Source organism: Enterobacter sp. ECC-175 (assembly GCF_043968675.1).
GTDB lineage: Bacteria > Pseudomonadota > Gammaproteobacteria > Enterobacterales > Enterobacteriaceae > Enterobacter.
The window spans coordinates 3,186,515-3,203,757 of record NZ_CP143776.1; the positions used below are offsets into that span (position 1 = coordinate 3,186,515).

At 56.8% G+C, this 17,243-nt stretch carries 20 protein-coding genes; 7 read left to right on the plus strand and 13 right to left on the minus strand.

The window, feature by feature from the left end:
• Positions 1-43: 43 nt before the first annotated feature.
• The 6 genes from sctI to V1599_RS15185 are packed head-to-tail and all read left to right on the plus strand — an operon-like array spanning position 44 to position 3,262.
• Complete coding sequence (gene sctI / locus V1599_RS15160; protein ID WP_112011574.1) at positions 44-367, plus strand: type III secretion system inner rod subunit SctI; 324 nt, start codon at positions 44-46, stop codon at positions 365-367.
• Entirely contained in the window at positions 367-1,134 is a 768-nt protein-coding gene (gene sctJ / locus V1599_RS15165) for a type III secretion system inner membrane ring lipoprotein SctJ (protein WP_112011573.1), read from the plus strand. Before sctI ends, sctJ begins: the two co-directional genes overlap by 1 nt.
• Positions 1,131-1,688: a type III secretion protein gene (locus tag V1599_RS15170; RefSeq protein WP_297120541.1), complete on the plus strand. Its 558-nt coding sequence runs from the start codon at positions 1,131-1,133 to the stop codon at positions 1,686-1,688. The genes sctJ and V1599_RS15170 overlap by 4 nt, the downstream gene beginning before the upstream one ends.
• A complete protein-coding gene (locus tag V1599_RS15175) occupies positions 1,669-2,361 on the plus strand; it encodes a type III secretion protein (protein WP_258458735.1) in 693 nt (230 codons plus the stop codon). Before V1599_RS15170 ends, V1599_RS15175 begins: the two co-directional genes overlap by 20 nt.
• Positions 2,348-2,722, plus strand: coding sequence for a type III secretion system protein (locus V1599_RS15180; protein ID WP_112011571.1), 375 nt, complete (start codon positions 2,348-2,350; stop codon positions 2,720-2,722). Before V1599_RS15175 ends, V1599_RS15180 begins: the two co-directional genes overlap by 14 nt.
• Before the next feature lie 42 nt (positions 2,723-2,764).
• Entirely contained in the window at positions 2,765-3,262 is a 498-nt protein-coding gene (locus tag V1599_RS15185) for a lytic transglycosylase domain-containing protein (protein ID WP_112011570.1), read from the plus strand.
• 132 nt (positions 3,263-3,394) lie between these two features.
• Here V1599_RS15185 and V1599_RS15190 read toward each other — a convergent pair whose 3' ends face one another.
• The 10 genes from V1599_RS15190 to V1599_RS15235 form a co-directional block, all read right to left on the minus strand.
• Complete coding sequence (locus tag V1599_RS15190) at positions 3,395-4,180, minus strand: winged helix-turn-helix domain-containing protein (protein WP_112011569.1); 786 nt, start codon at positions 4,178-4,180, stop codon at positions 3,395-3,397.
• Between the two features lie 630 nt (positions 4,181-4,810).
• Positions 4,811-5,734, minus strand: a complete 924-nt coding sequence (locus tag V1599_RS15195; RefSeq protein ID WP_112012503.1) for a fimbrial protein — start codon at positions 5,732-5,734, stop codon at positions 4,811-4,813.
• Positions 5,735-5,744: 10 nt separating this feature from the next.
• Complete coding sequence (locus tag V1599_RS15200; protein WP_395300346.1) at positions 5,745-6,299, minus strand: fimbrial protein; 555 nt, start codon at positions 6,297-6,299, stop codon at positions 5,745-5,747.
• A 9-nt stretch (positions 6,300-6,308) separates the two neighbouring features.
• Entirely contained in the window at positions 6,309-6,830 is a 522-nt protein-coding gene (locus V1599_RS15205; RefSeq protein ID WP_395300347.1) for a fimbrial protein, read from the minus strand.
• 9 nt (positions 6,831-6,839) lie between these two features.
• Entirely contained in the window at positions 6,840-7,337 is a 498-nt protein-coding gene (locus tag V1599_RS15210) for a fimbrial protein (protein WP_395300348.1), read from the minus strand.
• Positions 7,338-7,347: 10 nt separating this feature from the next.
• Positions 7,348-7,941, minus strand: a complete 594-nt coding sequence (locus tag V1599_RS15215; protein WP_395300349.1) for a fimbrial protein — start codon at positions 7,939-7,941, stop codon at positions 7,348-7,350.
• A gap of 5 nt (positions 7,942-7,946) precedes the next feature.
• Entirely contained in the window at positions 7,947-8,699 is a 753-nt protein-coding gene (locus V1599_RS15220; protein ID WP_395300350.1) for a fimbria/pilus periplasmic chaperone, read from the minus strand.
• A gap of 81 nt (positions 8,700-8,780) precedes the next feature.
• Positions 8,781-11,282 (minus strand): outer membrane usher protein, encoded by a 2,502-nt coding sequence (locus V1599_RS15225; protein ID WP_395300351.1) that lies wholly within the window; start codon positions 11,280-11,282, stop codon positions 8,781-8,783.
• Positions 11,282-11,839 (minus strand): fimbrial protein, encoded by a 558-nt coding sequence (locus V1599_RS15230; protein ID WP_112012496.1) that lies wholly within the window; start codon positions 11,837-11,839, stop codon positions 11,282-11,284. Before V1599_RS15230 ends, V1599_RS15225 begins: the two co-directional genes overlap by 1 nt.
• 49 nt (positions 11,840-11,888) lie before the next feature.
• The gene (locus V1599_RS15235; protein WP_112012495.1) at positions 11,889-12,422 is read right to left on the minus strand and encodes a fimbrial protein; all 534 of its coding nucleotides are present in this window, start codon (positions 12,420-12,422) and stop codon (positions 11,889-11,891) included.
• A 250-nt stretch (positions 12,423-12,672) separates the two neighbouring features.
• Between V1599_RS15235 and V1599_RS15240 the strand changes: the two genes are divergently transcribed.
• Complete coding sequence (locus V1599_RS15240) at positions 12,673-13,965, plus strand: hypothetical protein (RefSeq protein WP_395300352.1); 1,293 nt, start codon at positions 12,673-12,675, stop codon at positions 13,963-13,965.
• 91 nt (positions 13,966-14,056) lie between these two features.
• On the opposite strand, the gene V1599_RS15245 is transcribed toward V1599_RS15240, so the two are convergent.
• The 3 genes from V1599_RS15245 to V1599_RS15255 all read right to left on the minus strand — a co-directional run bounded on the left by V1599_RS15245 (position 14,057) and on the right by V1599_RS15255 (position 17,149).
• Positions 14,057-14,857 carry a phosphate/phosphite/phosphonate ABC transporter substrate-binding protein gene (locus V1599_RS15245; protein WP_395300353.1) on the minus strand — a complete coding sequence of 267 codons (801 nt, stop codon included), beginning with the start codon at positions 14,855-14,857 and terminating at the stop codon, positions 14,057-14,059.
• Entirely contained in the window at positions 14,850-15,794 is a 945-nt protein-coding gene (locus V1599_RS15250; RefSeq protein ID WP_395300354.1) for a fatty acid desaturase, read from the minus strand. Before V1599_RS15250 ends, V1599_RS15245 begins: the two co-directional genes overlap by 8 nt.
• Before the next feature lie 167 nt (positions 15,795-15,961).
• Positions 15,962-17,149: an MFS transporter gene (locus tag V1599_RS15255; RefSeq protein WP_112012491.1), complete on the minus strand. Its 1,188-nt coding sequence runs from the start codon at positions 17,147-17,149 to the stop codon at positions 15,962-15,964.
• Positions 17,150-17,243: the final 94 nt, after the last annotated feature.

The following is a 17,243-nucleotide window of genomic DNA, read 5'->3' on the forward strand; positions in this document are numbered from 1 at the left end:
GTGGTACGAATTTTTCGTACCCTTTCCTTTTGTTGGAGATTTTATGAGTCAGCCAATTGAAGCATTGTCAGCATTAACTCGCCTGAGCCCACACGGTATTAATCCTGAGGACAATACCTCCGTCACGGTACATGACCAGTATTTCAATAATCTGGTTGCCAGCACGTTTAATAAAATCAGCGACACCGACATGCAGTTCAAGAACGTCATTAACACGCTCAGCCAGTCGCCCCAGTTCACCAGCGATCCGCAAAAGCTACTGATGCTGCAGAGCTATATCGGCGAGTACAGCAACTATGTCTCTTTGGTGAGCACGCTGGCGCGTAAGGGGGTGAGCACCATTGAAACCCTGGGAAAATCGCAATAATGAGCAATAAATATTTCCGCGCCCTGGCGGTAGTCCTTTTTGCGTTGATGCTGAGCGCCTGTAATGACGAAAAGCTGCTGTTTAACCTGACCCAGGAACAGGCCAATCAGGTGCTGGCCGTCCTGCAACAGCACAACATCTCTGCCAATAAGGAAGGCACGCTCAAGGCGGGCTATACCGTTGCGGTGAACAAGTCCGAAAGCACCGCCGCGCTGTCAATCATCAACCAGTACCAGCTGCCGTGGTCCGCAGACGTGCAGATAGCCCAGGCCTTTCCCGAGGGCGCGCTCGTCTCCTCCCCTAATGCTGAACAGGCGCGCGTTCTTTCTCTCCAGGAGCAAAGGCTTGAGCAATCTTTGCGCATGATAGCGCAGGTCGTTAACGCGCGCGTTCACGTCAGCTATCCGGCGTTCAACAACGACAGCGGCAGAACGCCAACCGGTCACGTCGGGGTGATCATCACCTACAAGGGTGAACTTGATGATAATCTCTTCATTTCACAGGTTAAGTCTCTGATTAAAAACAGCTTTGATGACGTGCGTTATGAAAATATCTCGGTTGTGCTCTTCCCGGCGCCGATGATCCAGTACGTTACGCCAACCAAAGTCCCTGACGCTCTGCCGGCCACCTGGATCCTCATTCTCGCTGCGCTCGCGCTCTGCGGAGCGGTCACATCAGGCTATATGCTTTATCGCGTGAGCCGCCGCCCGCCGGTTGAAAAAGAGCACGGCCAGGAGCCGCTCGCGCCGGAGACCGCGGAACCATGAGAGCCGACGATCAGCATATGATGTCCATTCTCTATGCGCCGGCCGGGTACGCCCACATGAGCCATCTCCCGCCAGCGCTAGCCGGTGGCGAGATCGACTGCCCGACGCTGCGTAACCTGTGGCTTCTCCGTCAGGGTAAGCTCAGCCATCTTCCGCCAGCGTGGCGATCCGATAATGAAACCCTGTCGCAGATGCTGTCCTGCTGGCATCTGATTCCGGAAACGGCGCACCTGATTGGCGGCTATCTCATGCGTAATCATCTGCTGAAGCGCGGCGCGCTGCTGATGTCCGATCCGCGGCTTCTGGCCTTTATTTCATTGCCAATGCCCCACGGGATTGTGCTCAATCCCGGCAGCCAGACCTCAATGGCAACCACCTCCTGTGGGCTGGCATTTATTCTAAGCCAGTTCCCCGGGTTACCTCAGGCGCTACGCCAGCGCCTGCTCCTGCACTTCCCCGTGGGGATATCGATTGAGCCGCTGCCGGTGGGAAAAACGCTTAACCATATCAATCTACTCCGAATGGCCCTGACCTATGCGAACCATTACTACTGATACCCTTCCTGAAGATATCGATAACCAGGTTGTGGTTAAGTCCGGTGAACGGACTCGCCATCAGCGAATGACCGTAGCGCTTGAGCGCACCCTCAGCCGCTGCAGTGAAATTCACGCGGAATATGAATTACAGACCATCAGGCTGCGAGAGAGCTGTGAAAAGCAGGGCTTTGAAGCCGGTTTTCGCCTGTTCTTCGACCAGCTGGTGACGCTGATTGATGAATATCAGCGCCTGCAGCGCCAGCACCAGACGCAGTTTCGTGAGCAGGTCGGCAGTGCGCTGAAAAGCGCGCTGCACGACACAACGATCGTGCATCGAATTATTCACCACCTGCAGGAAAAGTGCGGTCACCAGAAGGCGCTGCGGATCATCATCCCCGCTGCCGTGAAGCTGCCGGAAGGTGCCGACGCCTCAAACTATCAGTTCACCGATGACAACCATATCACCGTGCAAAATGATATGGATGCCATCCGCTTTCCCAGTGAATCACTCTGTCGCCAGTGGCTACATCATGCCGATGAACAGGTCGCGCCCACCGAGGCGGTAATGGCGCATCTGGCCCCTGACGTGCTGCGAGACATCGCCAGCCAGCTTATTGGCCTCAGCAATCAAATTCCCCTCACATCCACCTATTCAGAACATCAACAGGAAGAACACGATGAGTCAGATTAACCCAGCCTCCCCTGCTGCCCTTGCCGCTTACTCCAGCGCATCCGATGAAGAAAATGCGACGGGCAGCAGTTTTAACGATAAGGTGCTGGACTTTTTTAAGCAAAATCAGCCTGAAGGTACTTTAAACGACGTGATCGACCAGCTTAAACAGCTGGCCGAACCGGGTGAGAAGATCTCAATGCAGGAGCTGAACTCGGCGATCCTCATCGCTGACGGCATCCTGCGCAAAGACGAAGAATATAAGACATACACCGACAGCACCCTCGACAGGATGACGACCCAGATGCTCGGCGTGAATATGTTTTACAACAACATGCTCTACAAAAGCTTCACCAAAACCGACGACGACGCGTCCTTCTAATTCATTTAACCCAAACCCGGCGTAGTGCCGGGTATTTACATCATGAAGATCAAAACCGTTATTGCTCTCGTCAGCCCTTTATTTCTCTCTTTTAATGCTTTCGCTCAGGGCGGCGATTGTATTACTCAGGCAGCGCAGTGTTTCCAGGTTAACCCACTGCTTATCAAAGCGATAATCTGGCACGAATCGAAGAATCAGCCTCAGGCGCTGAATATCAATAAGAATAAAACCGTGGACGTTGGCATCATGCAAATTAACACGGTGCATTTTAACAGCCTGAAAAGCCGGGGGATTGATGAGCAGCGCCTGCGCAGGGACAGCTGCGCCAATGTGTTTTCGGGGACCTGGATCCTGAAGCAGAAAATTGAGCAGTATGGCTATACCTGGGACGGGATTGGCAGCTACCATTCGCGAACGGCCGTTCTGCGTGAAAAGTATGTGCGGAACATTGTCTCACTTATTGCCCACCAGACGGCCACCCTCGACAAAATTGCGGTTCCTCCCTCGCCCAGCGTCCCAACGCTCTTCTCATGCAGGTAAGGTAAAGCAATAACGCAGGCGCTGGCCTGCGTTATTGCTTTAATCAGCATGACGAGAATAGTCGGTTAAATAACGCCGTCACTTATCGTAAATTAAGGCTGATGTAACGGGTAAACAATGCAGAGCCTGAGGTTAATCTTCTTTAATTACTTCGGTAATCAGCGTGCATTTTCCTGAAAGCATCGACGCCTTAGGACTGCAAACGAGTCCGCGATCCGTTTTGCAGCAATATAAATAGCTATCCACTAGCCTTGTCTTACTGTATTGCGCAAGCAGTGCGCCAGAAAAAAATACCTTCTTTTCTTCAAACAGATCCTGGGCATATCCCCTGGCCCCCATGGCCACGCCCACAAGAATGATGCTTAGCGTCGCGACGGCGAAAAAAAACCACTTTCTTGACGTCAGCTTTCGTTCTACCGGCCTGCGCCGCGGCGCATAGGTTACCACCGTCATTGACGTGGTGGGAAGCGCGGGCTGGTAGTTGATAATGGGATTAGCTGAATAAGAGATGTTGTCCAGTTCGAGCTTGCCAGCCGCCGGAGCACGTTCGCTTAGCGTGTCCGGCAACAGCTCGGGCTGGGACAGCGACGCCTCCCAGGTGGGTTCGGCGGTAAGCTGATAGCCTAGCTTTGGAATAGTGACGATGATGTTCTTGGATTCATCTTTAAGGCTAATGCGCAATGAGCGAATCATTTGCGCAATACTCTGGGAGGTAACATAGCTGCCATCCCAAACTTCCGAAAGAAACTCGTCCTGAGAAACCGGGGAGGGATATTTCGCGCAAAGCAGGGCCAGAACGTCTGACTGTTTTTTTCTCAACTGCAGGATTGTATCACCGCGCTGTAAGGTTCTTAATGCTGGATTAAAAGTGTAATCAAGAAAGAAAATCTTTCCTTGCTTTGTTGAGCTATTTTTCAATTTCAGATCCCTCAGTCATTTCATTTCATGAGTGAACATACCATCAAGAAAATGCATGGCCGAAAGCCTCAACCCACGCCTCAAGACATTTAATCGACAACTGATTAGTTCATATCACATTTATTTCATTAAATAATACCTAAACGGAAATTATACTGTCAGCTCGCCAATATAATTACCCGCGGTATTAATAGGTATCAAAATGAATATTATAGATAATGCTTTACCCTGTAAAAATATTATCTTAGCACAGTGAATCCATAGTTTTATAATTGATTTAAACGATCGATGCCAATACGTTAATCGTCAAAACAAATCACTCTGTTTATTTAGAATCAATTAAAACCATCTTCATATACTCCTTCCGTAAGCTGAAAAATAGTATATGATTCACATCTTCAAATTAGGCTAAATCTGACGCTGATAGGCATTTTAACGCGTACCGTTAAAAAAATTGCGGAACATCCTTGTCCGCCAATAAAGCAATGTCCTCACGCTACATGAATAGTCACTTCATTTCGGAGTCGAACCTGTCGTAAACCGTGATTCCATTTCCCCCCGACTCAATCCATGGCCGAAATTTAACATATATCCAGGAAACCACTCTATCAAAAAACGCCACTTAGCCCGTCAGTACTGCGTCAGAATCATCGTTGCCGATGCAGAAAATGATCCGGTAGTAATATTCTCGTAGCTGACCGAAGCCGGTTTCACCGGCGTAAAGCTTAGCGGCACGCTTATACTGCCATTCGTAACGCTGATCTTCTGGCTATCGCCGTTGGCGACCGCATTTCCATTCCAGCGCATTTCCACGGCCAGATTATCATTATTGGTTTTAATCGCCTTATTATTCCACGAAGGAGACATCAGGCTCATCTTGACATCAAAATCCACAGCGTGCGCCGCGTCACAAACAATATTGAAATCTTTTCTCACCGTTTGCGATGACGTCCCGCCTGAGACAATATCCCCGCGCTCAATCTGCCCTAAATCGACGTTAAAGGTCGAACCAGACATCACGCTGCAGGTTGAGGTATTAATATCCGCATCGTTCGACGCGTAGAGGGTCCAGGTATAGTTATGGCGTTCGCCTTTATTATTGGTCTGCACGAATCGCAGGCTCCCCAGCTTATCGCCGGTTTTGATGTGAATCTCCTCCCCGAGCGACGTCAGCTCAAAATAGAGCACCACCGGTAATTGTCTGGATTCACCGTTGTTCAGATCGAAGATTTTCGTTTCGGCTACCGGCGCAGGATGATCGGTTCCCGAAATCGTGACGCCATATTTGAGGTTTTTAAAAATACCGCTTTCAAGCTTTACCCCGTCGGCCCCCATCCACATGGTGTCGATCCAGCCGTCCTGCCCCGCCGTATTCTTGCAGGTAATTTGGGGCGCCAGATCGACGATGCTGTTTTTACCGGTATTCACATCGGAGCTGACGTTAATATGGATATCGGCGTCGCCGCCGTGCCAGCCAATCGTGTCGCATTCATAGGCCGACGCCGCCACGCTTTTCAGCAGCAGAAGCGCCAGTAGCGGCATTGTTATCTTCATAAGATTTTCCCTAGGGATAATTAAGCTCAAACGTCGCCAGCGCGCTAAACTCGCCGCGGCGCAGGGTTTTGTTGGCGAGCGCGCCCGGCTCACCCATCACGTACCCCTCCAGCGTCAGCTCGCTGGTGCCGCTCTGGAGTGAAAAGGCAGGCACCGTCTGGTTAAACGGTAAAGGCGTGCCGTCCGGCAGCGACATGCCGATGGCCAGGCCGCTATCGGCGGGAGACGTCACGGCCAGCAGGCCGGGAAGCTCCCCGCTCTCCGCACCCTTAAAGGTCACCTCAACCTGGTTGCCCAGCGTCAGGTCGCACTCTTTAAGCCTGATAACGAACGGCTGCGCGTGGGTGCGGGTATGTAAATAGAGGTACGTGTCGATTACCGTACCAAAATCGAGGGTAATGGCCGCGGAGGCGGGATCGAGCTCGCAGGGATCGGCCACCAGCTGGCCGTCAAACCGCAGATTGTTACTCACCTCTTTTAGGCCGCCCTCCGCCGCGAAGACGGCGTGGGTGGCGATGAGCAACAGTAATCCCAGCGCCCCGCGCCGCGTGTAGAGTGTGTTCATGCTGTTTCCTTACAGGTATTCCGCCAGCAGCGTCGCGGTTGCGCTAAACGCGCCTTCGCTCAGCTCGCTGACGTTCGGATCTTTTACCGGCACCGCCTCCAGGGTTGGCGGATTTTGATAGGTAATATCCAGCGCCTTGTTGATCTCGAACGGCTGCCCGTTCTGCAGGATCTTGATCCCCAGCCCCGGGGCGTTGGTGCTGAGCGCGCTGGCGTCAAAGGAGGCGGCGCTGCCCTTCACAATCATGGTCAAACGCCAGGTCGGATCGATGTCATCGCAAACCAGCTGGTAGCCAATGGTCTGCCTGTAGCGCTGACCGTCCACCTTGTGGATACCGACATTGTCGAAATGAATGCTCAGGTCACGGTCGTTATTGATGTGGCAGGGGTGGATCTTCAGCGTGCCGTGAAACGCGATGTCGCTGCTGTCTCCGGTCGCGGCGGCGAAAGCAGGCCCGCAGGCGCCGAGCGCCAGGGTAAAAATTGCGCCGCGCAGACGCGTCCGGCTGCGGATAAAGGAGGTGTGAATCATCGTCTCGCCTCAGTTGTAGGCCACTTTCAGGGTTGCCGTGGCGTTAAACGCCTGGCCGTCCTGAAACCGGGCGCCGCTCGCTTTTTCCAGCACCGCATACAGCGAGGGCGGGCTGCTGCTGTCAAAATCGATCCAGCGATTAAGCGGCAGGGTCGCGCTGCCGTTTTGGATCGTTATCGTCAGCCCGCTGGCATCGGTTTGCAGCCTGCTGGTATCGCCGCCCGCGGCCGTGCCGGATACCTGCATCTGCACCGTTTTGCCGTCCGGGTCGCCCTTGCAGCTCACCTGATACGGGATCGCCTGGCGATACGCGGTCCCCACGATCTCATTGATGTACACATCGCCAAATTCGACCCTAATCGGCTCGCTGCTGGAGAAGGTACAGGACGCGGTCGCAATCACCTCGCCGGTAATGGCGATGTCCACGTTGCTGGCCCCCGGCCCGGCGGTCGCGCCGGCGGCGGCCAGCAGCATCAGCGCGCTCGCGACGCGGCTTAGACGTTTCATGAGGCGCTCCTTAGTCATAGTCCAGTTCAAATCCTACCGTCGCGCGCCACTCGCCGGACGACAGCGCCTGCGCCGTGCGTTCCGGCTGCACGCGGTACAGCAGCGCACCGTTTCCCGGCACGATGAAATGCGGCACGCCGCGCTGGCCGAGACGAACGTCGCGGCCCTCGCTGTCGGTGATGCGCAGGCCCATCCCGCTTACGCCGTTGACCTTGACCAGCTCGGGCGTATCCGGATCGGCGGGAGCAGTAAAGGTCACGCTGACCATTGGCTGTTCGCGATCCCAGTAGCGGTTGCCCGTGCGCATATCAAGCATGTTACCGCCGACGTGGACGCAGTCGCGCAGCCGCAGGATAAACGCCTGCGCTTCCCCGCGCGCACCCACCGTTTGCAGCAGCGACGTGGTGATGCGCCCCAGATCGATCTCCTGATTTTGCGAAACCATCTCGAGGCGGCAGGCGCCCTCTACAAACTCGCCGTAGACGTGCAGCTCGCCGTGCTGCCCTTCCACATCCCAGCCGTCCGCATCGGCGAAGGCCGGCATTGCCGGACAGAGGGCGCTGGCGAAAAGCAGCACCGCGGCGCGTGTTGTCGTTTCATTCATCGTGCTTATCCAGCCCTGCTGTCCACAACCCGGCAAACGTCGTGCGCGCAGCTGAACATCAGCTTTGGCCGACCGCCGTAGTCATTAATCCAGGTCATGATGGGCTTACTGCCGAGCGCGCCCGCCTTCACGGTGAGCGGCGATTCAGAGAACGGGGCAATCATCACCGGGTCAAACCCGGCAATGGGCGCGCCGCCCGGCTGATTGTACGCGGCGGCCAGCGTCACGTAGTACGGGCTGGGGTTGCTGACGCGGTAGCCTTCGCCGTGGCGGGTCAGAACCAGCTTTTTCTGCCAGAGATCCGGGGCCTTATCGCGGTCAAGCTGCAGCGCGGCCGGACGGTAGAAAAGCTTGATGCGCGTTTGCAGCGCAATCTGCAGGGTATTGGCCTTGCTGCTTTTGGGCGGAATTTCGCGCAGGTTAAAGTAGAAGATGGATTCCCTGTCCTGCGGCAGCGACCGGGCATCGTCGGTAAGCTGCAGCTTTACCTGCCCCTTCCCCACGGGCTCTACCCGCTGCAGCGGCGGCAGCGCCGCCAGCGGACCGCTGATTTTGTTCCCCTTTTCATCCTCAATCCACGCCTGCGCCAGGTAGGGCAGCGCCTTGTTCTGGTTGGTGATGTTCAGGCTCATCGATCGGTTTGCGCCGTTGAACACGGCCCGCGTGCGGTCGAGCGTAACGGCCGCCTGCACGCTCTGGCAAAGCAGCCCGGAGATCAGCACTGCACCAATCCCCGTGAGCGATAAATGATGATTCATATGGATATACTCGCTGTTGTTGAGCCATCGCAAAGTACGGTGGCCCGGTTGTTTTTCCCGCGGTCGCGGAGGGCTGAAATGCTATATCTGCTGCGGTTGGCAGGTTAACGGCAGAATGCGGACGTCGGTCGGCAGGGGCTTCGGCAGCGTCACGACGCACTGCGTTTGCCCATCCCACATCACCCGCATCGACTCTCCGCTGACCATCCCCGTGAGCCATACCATGCCGTCATCGTCGACGATCCCGGCCTGGCCCTCGCGATGGCTGAGCACCGTCGCGCCGAACGGTGGAACGCTGCCGTTCGCAAGACGCAGCCGCACCATCGCCTTTTCGCCGGCAATCATGCCAAAGCGGCGATAGCCGATGGCCCCTTCCGTCAGCGTCCCCTGCACTACCGACCGCGTTGCCTCGACGTTGTCGGCCAGGTTGTTCACGTCCACGCTGACGCTGCTGCGGTAGCCATTGCTGATATCCGCCACCACCGCCTTGCCAAAGCGGTTCGTCTGCGTTGCCGCGCCGTATCCGCGGACGGGGACCCCGGCAATGCCCGCCGTATCAACCATCATGCGCGTCCCGCCCATGCTGCTCACCCGGTGCATCGCCACGCCCTCCGGCGTCGCCGTCAGGCCGCCCTGAATCGCGCCGCCCCAGGAGCGGTAGCGCCCCTCCTCATAGGTGGTATTGGCGGTCATCTCGGCAACGTCGCCCTTGTGCGTAAAGTACCCGCTGCTGACCGCCCGGCCCTGCCGTGCAACCCCGGCCTTAATCCGGTAGGTATTGTTTGCGTCAATGGTGTCGAAATAGCCGACCGTCGCCCCGTTGCCTGAACTGCCCGCCTGACCGTCGACGTTGAGCGTGCCCCCGTTGCCCCACGGCACCGAGAGGCTAAGATAGGCGCCATCGTCGCGCGTGTGGTTATAAAGGGTGCGATAGGCCGACAGGGTCAGGCCAAGGTTTTTAAGCTCTCCGGCATCGAAAAAGCGCGATAGCGAGAGGTTGTAGGTATCGTTATCCGGGCGGTCCCAGTAGGTCTGGTGGCTGTAGTTCACGTAGGCGCTCAGCCCCAGCTGCCGAAACTGCTTGTTAAACGCAATGGTGTAGAGCTCTTTGTTGTTATTCCCGGCGATGCCGTGATAGCGCGCGTTTAAATACTCGGCCATGTTCATAAAGTTACGCTGCGAGAAGCGATAGCCCGCAAAGGTGACCTGGCTGTCGTATTCGTCAAAGCGCTTGGAGTAGCTGAGGCGCCAGGAGCCGCCGGACCGGCTGCCGGTCTGCGGCAACACCGCACGCGACTCGGTGAAGTCAAACGAGACCGCCCCCAGGGCCAGCAGGTCACGCCCGACGCCGGTCGCCAGCGCGTTATAGTCGCCCGCCAGCAGGCTGCCGCCGTAGAGCGACCAGCCGTTGTTGATCCCCCACGAAAACTCCCCCGTGGCAAATCCTGGCCCCACGCTGTTGTGGCGGTAGTCCGACGGCTTGCCCAGCGCCAGCTTGTAACGCACCATCCCCGGACGCGTCAGGTAGGGAATATTGGCGGTATCCATCTGGAAATGGCGAACGGTGCCGTCCTGCTCCTGTATCTCCACGTCCAGCGTACCGGAAACCGCCGTGTTCAGATCCTGAATGCGAAACGGACCTGCCGCCACGGTCGTTTCGTGCAGCACGCGTCCCTGCTGGCTAATCGTGACCTTCGCGTTAGTCTTCGCCACGCCGACCACCTCCGGCGCATAGCCGCGCAGGTTGGGCGGCAGCATATTGTCATCCGACTCCAGACTGCTTCCCGTGTAGCGGAAACTGTCAAACAGCCCAGAGTTGAGGTAGTTCTCCCCCATCATCAGCTTCGACTTCAGCGACGGCAGCGCCCGCCACGCGTAGTAGCGGCTCCACGTCCACTCGCGCTGGCTGTCCTGATACATCCCGTCGCTATGGCTATAGCGCGCCTGCCAGTCCGCGCGCACCCGCCAGCCGCCGACGTTAAATCCGGTCGTGCCGTTGCCCGTTAGCGATTTCATCTCGCGGCGGCTCCCCGTCGCATACCGCGAGGACTGGCCGTTGAGGTTATAGTCAAAAATGGCCCCGCCAATCCCCTCATCCCAGCTGCCGGGAGGATCCCAATTCTCGGCGGTGTATTCGAGGTAGGCCTGAGGAATGCTCAGGTAAAGGGTGTTTGATCCCAGGTCCGCGCGCTGGCTGGCCCCCGGCAGGCTCGCCAGCTGCAGGCAGGTGCCGTCATGCCACCAGGTGAGCGAACTTTGCAGCGTGGATTTAAGCCCAAGCTGCGCCACGAGGTCGCGCGTCAGGCACGCCTCGCTGCCCTTTGGGTCATCGTCCGGCGCCAGAAAACCGAGCGGCTGTTCGGGCAGCTCGGTTTTGTTCAGGCGAACCACCATCTGGTACTTTCCCGGCATAATAAAACCGGCGCGGGAAAACTGACTCAGGTCGATATGCGCCCGATCGCTGACGTCCAGCACGTCGGTATTAAACTGAATGCTTTGCGCCGCATACCCCTTAGTCATTCCTCCCTGCAGAGCCAGGCTGACCACCACCGCAATGCCCGAATAGTTAAAAACGTGCCTCATCAAAAATAATCCAGTTTGAAACGCACCGTCGTCTGGTACGCACCCGCGCGCAGCTTCTGGTGGTTACCCACCAGCCGCAGGCTGTAATCAAGGCGCATGGTGCCGGGCTGTAGCTGCCCCGACGAAGAGGCGATACCCGGCTGCATGCGGTTGCCTGCGGCGTCCAGAATTTCCAGACCGATCCCGCGGGCCTCGCCGCGAAGCGCGAAGAGCGAGCCATCGGTGATGGCCCCGTCGAAGGTGACGCGAAAATGTGACCAGTCAGGATGGTTTGGCAGCATCGGCTCCAGCGCGCAGTTCTCGAGGTGAATGCTGAACGGCTTTGATGGCCCGACCCCAGCATTGATGATCTGATCCAACGGCATCGTGATGAGGTCGATCGCCTGATCGCGGCTATCGACCTTGATCGCGCAGGGCGTATCGATAATCGCCCCCTGCATGCTGACCTTGCCATGCCCCTGGCCGGTGGCGTTCGCCGCCGCTGCGCCCGCGCAGACGAAGGGCAACGTCAGCCACAGCAGCCGCACAGGCGTGACAAATGAAGCGCTACGTTTCATAGATTTCCCGCAAAAAACCGAACCAGACGGCCGCTAGGCCAACGTCGTCTTACTGGTAAGCCAGGGTGAAGTTGGCAACCGAGGTAAACTCGCCCGGCACCACGGAGGACGTGGCGCCGTTCCCCTGCAGGTAAGCGGCATAGGTCAGGGTGTTATCACCCTGCTGGGTTTTGGTAGCCGAGCTCGGCGTGCCAAGCGGGATATTGGTGCCATTGTCATTGGTAATGCCGATGGCCGCGCCGCTGGCCGTGCCCACCAGCGCCAGGTAGCCCGGCTGGGCGCTGGATTCTGAACCGGTGAAGGTGATGGTGACCGTTTTATCCGTCAGGCCAGCGAGATCGCAGCTTTCCAGCTTGATATCAAACGGACGCGGACGCGATTTCCCGCCGTTCGCCAGCGCTTTGTTGGAAATTTCACCCAGGTCTACGGTCTGTTCAATGGTATCGGGGGTAATTGAACAAGGGGCGTCGATAATAGCGCCGGTAAATGTGACCTTGCCGTGACCCTGATCGGCCGCCTGCACCTGTCCGGCGAGTACGGTGGTCGTCATGCCGAGCGCCCAGGCCCATTTGGTTAATTGCATCGTTGTTCATTCCTGTAAAAGTTAATAGATAACACCAACACACACGTTATCCGCATAGAGTTAGTGGCTTTAATCTACTTAATTTTTACCGGCACAACTTTCAAAAAACGACACCGTAAAAATAGGCCCTTTTCAGTAAAAAGCGTTTTTTGCAAGAAGCTTGCAATAGCGCATGACACTATACATCCCGTTAGCTAAACCGCTCCTGTGAACGGTTTTATATTTTGATTTAATGCCAAGCGAGGAAATTATGTCGTTAACCGTACGTGAAACAAATCGATTTATTGCTGCCCTTGATAGCCTGGGAACTTCAGAACGGGTGCATAAAAGCGATCTTAAAACCATTAATAAAACGCTGGATAAAATGGGCGGCGTGGCGAACAGTAAAGAATTACTCGCCAGCCTGAGCGATCGAATGAGTAAAAACTTCGACATTAAAGATTCTAAAAACGTCGAGTCATTCATTGAAAATGTTAAGGTCAAGCTTGAGAAGCAGGAATCAAATATCCACGACAAGAAGCTCGCCCAGCTGAACAATATTGGCGACCGTATTTTCCAGGCTAGCCAAAACATTGAGGTTGAACACCTTAGCAAAGAGATTGCATACAAGACGAAAGCGGCAAACAGCCAGGTTGAAAGCGCCAAATCTGATAAAAACCTGGTGCATGAAATGATTGATAAACGAAATGAAGCAAAAGATTTCGTGGCTGTTGAGAAGCAGAAATTAGAGCAGATCACTCCACAGCAAATTAGCGAAGATCAGGAAAAACGCATTGATAAATTAACCCAAAAAATGAACAGCGACATTGACAGGCTGAAGGTAGACATTCGCAGAATTAATAAACGCGAGCCTGAGCTTGTTAATTTCCTGACTAAACATGGAAAAACCGATGTATTAAATGATTTGGCCAAAGCGCAAACCAATAAATTCCTTAAGGAAAAAATGGCTACGTCTGCGTATGCTGAAAAGATGTTTGGCACCAAGACCATTGTGGTAGAGGGTCGACGCACCTATTCCGCTACGACCACAAAAGAGGTGCTAAGCGATAGCGGCGCAGCGTTCCTTACCCGCATTAAGAAATATAATAATGCGCAACATGAGGTCGCGAACATTAAGCATGACATTCGCCGCCTGGAATCATCCCGAGACGCGCAGATCGCGGCCATTAAGGCTGAAGAGCGTTCGCCGCTACAGTCAAAATATGACGCACGAATTGCGCAATATCAGGAAGGTTTCCAGGAGATGGGTGAAACCGGTAACCGCGCGCTGAACACGTTAGCGAAGCGAATTAATTTTATCGATAGCACAATTAATAATGCAGCCGCGCTTAAGAAGGATATCGAAGAAAAAGCCGAGCGTATGGCCGACCCTGAAGTTAAACAGTCAGCTGCGCGTCATGATGACAGCATCAGCAGGCTGGTCGTCAAGAAAGAGAAGCTGGAAAACAGCTACCAGCGACTCCTTGAGGCGGCAAAAACCGGTAATAACTACGTCAGCGACGTTGAGTCCGACAGCGGTAGCGATTACGAAAGCCACGTCTAACCGCGCCTGACCCTCTCCACGAGAGTCACGTTTAAAATCCACGCCCCGGCGTGGATTTTTTTTGTTAATTCCCCTGCGCTCTTATTAAGCGCTAAAGCCTGGACACCCGCTGCTTTTCGGCCTCCCCGCGCCAGTCGAGCAGAAGCGAATACGGCTGGCGCGACATCGCCCTAAAGCCGCCAATCAGCATTGAGTCACACACATCTTTATACCGCGGCGCGCTGGCCAGCGTATGCAGCGCATCGCGCAGGATCGCCAGCGTTTCAGGCGACGTTTTCCCGGAAGTAATCAGCGGCAGCCCCGGCGCGAGCGGCGTTTGCCCCATCACCGCCAGTCCCTCAAGCAGCTGCGGCTCATGCCGCGCCAGCAGCGCCCAGGTGACGCAGTCTACGGCGGCGATATCCCCTCGCCCGCTAATTACATCGATCAGCGACTGACGGTGGCTGCCGCTGAAGTGAAGGCGTTCGAAAAACCGCCCCTTCACCGCAAGCGGCGCGATCGTCTTCAGCAGCGCGTTGTAGCCGGACTGGGAGTCCGCCGAGTTGCACACCGCCCGCCGCCCGCGAAAGTCGGCAAGCGCGAGGCGCTTATCCTCCTCGCGCACCGCCAGCAGGCTCCGGTAGTCAACGCCCTCGCAGCCGGGCGCGGTGTATTCAAAGCAGCCCACGACCTGAACGTCCGGCAGCGCGGTCACCAGCGGATAGCCGCAGGTCTGGCTCAGGATCAGATCCGGCTGACGCCAGTGGCTCAGCAGGTCGCCCTCCGGCCAGGCCGGGGAGCGCTCGGGAATGATTACGCCGCGCGCCTGCAGCAGGGCGAAAACCGCCTGCCGCAGCGCCAGCGTCTCACTGCGGTTCACCGCGTACATGGGAAAGGCGAGCACGCTACTCATGGTGGTCTTTTTTCACTCTGGGATGAACGGTGACGTCAATGGGTTTTCCCCAGAACTGGCGCAGCCATTCGCTGTAGCCGTTGACGACAAAACCGTGGTTTTGCCGCCGGTACGCTTCACGATTTTGCTCATAAACCGTCTTAAGCCCGTACCAGGGCACGCCGGGGAGATCGTGATGTACTGAATGGTAGTTGAGATTCAGAAAGAGAACGCGCCAGAACGCGCCCGCATCGTTGATCGCCGATCGTGCCAGCGGATCGTCCGCCGCGCGGTGTTCCATGAAGGATCGGATCTTGGTCAGCGCCAGCGCGGGGTAGCTTACCGCCAGCAGATACCAGACCGGCGAAAAGCCAAGGTGCACCATTCCGGCGAGCAACAGCGCCAGCAGCCCGAGGTGGATCAGCCACATCGCGATGCTCCGCCCGTCGCGCTGGCGAAACGCTGCCGCCGCGCTGCCCAGCGTCTGGATAATATCCAGCAGCAGGCGTCCGGGGAAGGTATTGCGCGCGCGAATGAGCCGCTTGCGCCAGGGGGAAAACCCCGCCCAGCTCCGCTCGGTGAAGTAGTAGGATTCGGGATCGTCCTCTGGGACGGTAAGCGTTTCATTGCGATGGTGCGCCAGGTGGGAATCGCGGTACAGCCCGTAGGGATACCACACCGCCAGCGGCAGCGTGCCGAACAGCTGGTTCAAACGAGGATATCGCGTCGGATGACCGTGGATCAGCTCGTGCTGGAGCGCCATATACCAGGCGGTAAGAACGATCAACAGCAGCGTGGCGGGCAGCAGCCCCAGCGTTTCCCAAACGGCGAGCGTGGCAAACCAGCCGCCGTAAACGGTGAGAATCACGCCCCAGGTCGGCAGCTCCGTGCGCCACAGGAAGCGGCGGGAAAGTCGGTGGATCTGGTTGCGCTGCTGCTCGTCTAAATAGTGGCTCATTCCTTCAGGTGCCCTTCCCGTCAGTGACAATAGCCTCTGACGATCCGGGAACGCGCCTGAATGCACAACGAACTTATATCGCGTTGCTTTGCCGAAAAGCGGTGAAGCCGCGCGTGTGAAGTACCTCAGCCCTTTGGCCCGGCCCCTTTAGCGACCGGGCCAGCCGTTTACGCCGCTTTGACCTTTACGCCCATAAAGACGATGATCATTGCGGTGACCAGCAGCAGGCCGCTTCCGGCAAACACGCCGCTGGCACCGTTGAGGTCGAACACCACACCGCCGCCCGCCGCGCCCGCGCTTATCGCCAGCTGGATAGACGCCACCAGCAGGCCGCCCGCGCTTTCAGCCTCGTCCGGCACGGTGGTCGCAAGCCACGTCGACCAGCCCACCGGCACCAGGCCAAAGGCAAAGCCCCACATCGCCACCAGCAGCCCGTCGAGCATCGCCAGATGACCGAACGCCACCATCATCAGCGCCAGCACGCCCATGGCGAACGGCACCAGCGCCAGCGTCAGGCGCAGGTTGCGCGCCAGCAGATGCCCGGCGATTGAGGTGCCGACAAAGTTTGCTACGCCAAAGCCCAGCAGGATCAGCGAGATGGTTTCGACGCTGGCCTGCCCCACCGTTTCGAGGAACGGGCGCAGATAGGTAAAGAAGGCGAAATGGCCGCTGAAGATCAAAATGGTCGCCAGCATCCCGCCGATCATTCCCGGACGGCGCAGCACGCGGAACAGCGTCGCCAGCCCGCCGCTGCTCTCCGGCTTCATCGACGGCAAAACCCACAGCTGCCACAGCAGTGCCACCATGCTCGGCACGATGCAGAGGATAAAGACGTTGCGCCAGCCGATCAGGCTCCCGAGATAGCTGCCGAGCGGCGCGGCGACCACCGTGGCAATGGAGACGCTGGAGAAAATCACCGCCAGCGCCTTCGGCACCTTATCGGCGGGCACCAGGCGCATCGCCGTTGCGGTAGACATGGCCCAGAAACCACCGATAGCGACGCCCAGCAGCAGACGTCCTAACAGCAGTACGTGCAGCGTCGGCGCAAAGGCCACCAGCAGGCTGGAGATGATTTGCAGCACCGAAAAGAACATCAGCACCCAGCGGCGGTCGATGCTTTTGGTCGCCGAGGTGATAAGCAGCCCCGTGACCAGCGCCACCAGCGCCGTGGCGGTTACCGCCTGCCCGGCCATGCCTTCCGATACGCCCAGGCTTGCGGCCATCGGCGTCAGCAGGCTGGCGGGCAGAAACTCGGCGGTGATCAGGCCAAACACGCCCAGCCCCAGTGAATAGACGGCCCGCCAGGCGGGCTTTGCAGGCGCAATCGCCTCGCTCGCCGCGACACATTGATTCATCTGTTGTACTCCCGTTATAAAAATGTGACTAATGTCGCAAAAGCATAGAGCGTTCCCCGTGGACGATCTATGACATATAATCTTCACTTATTGA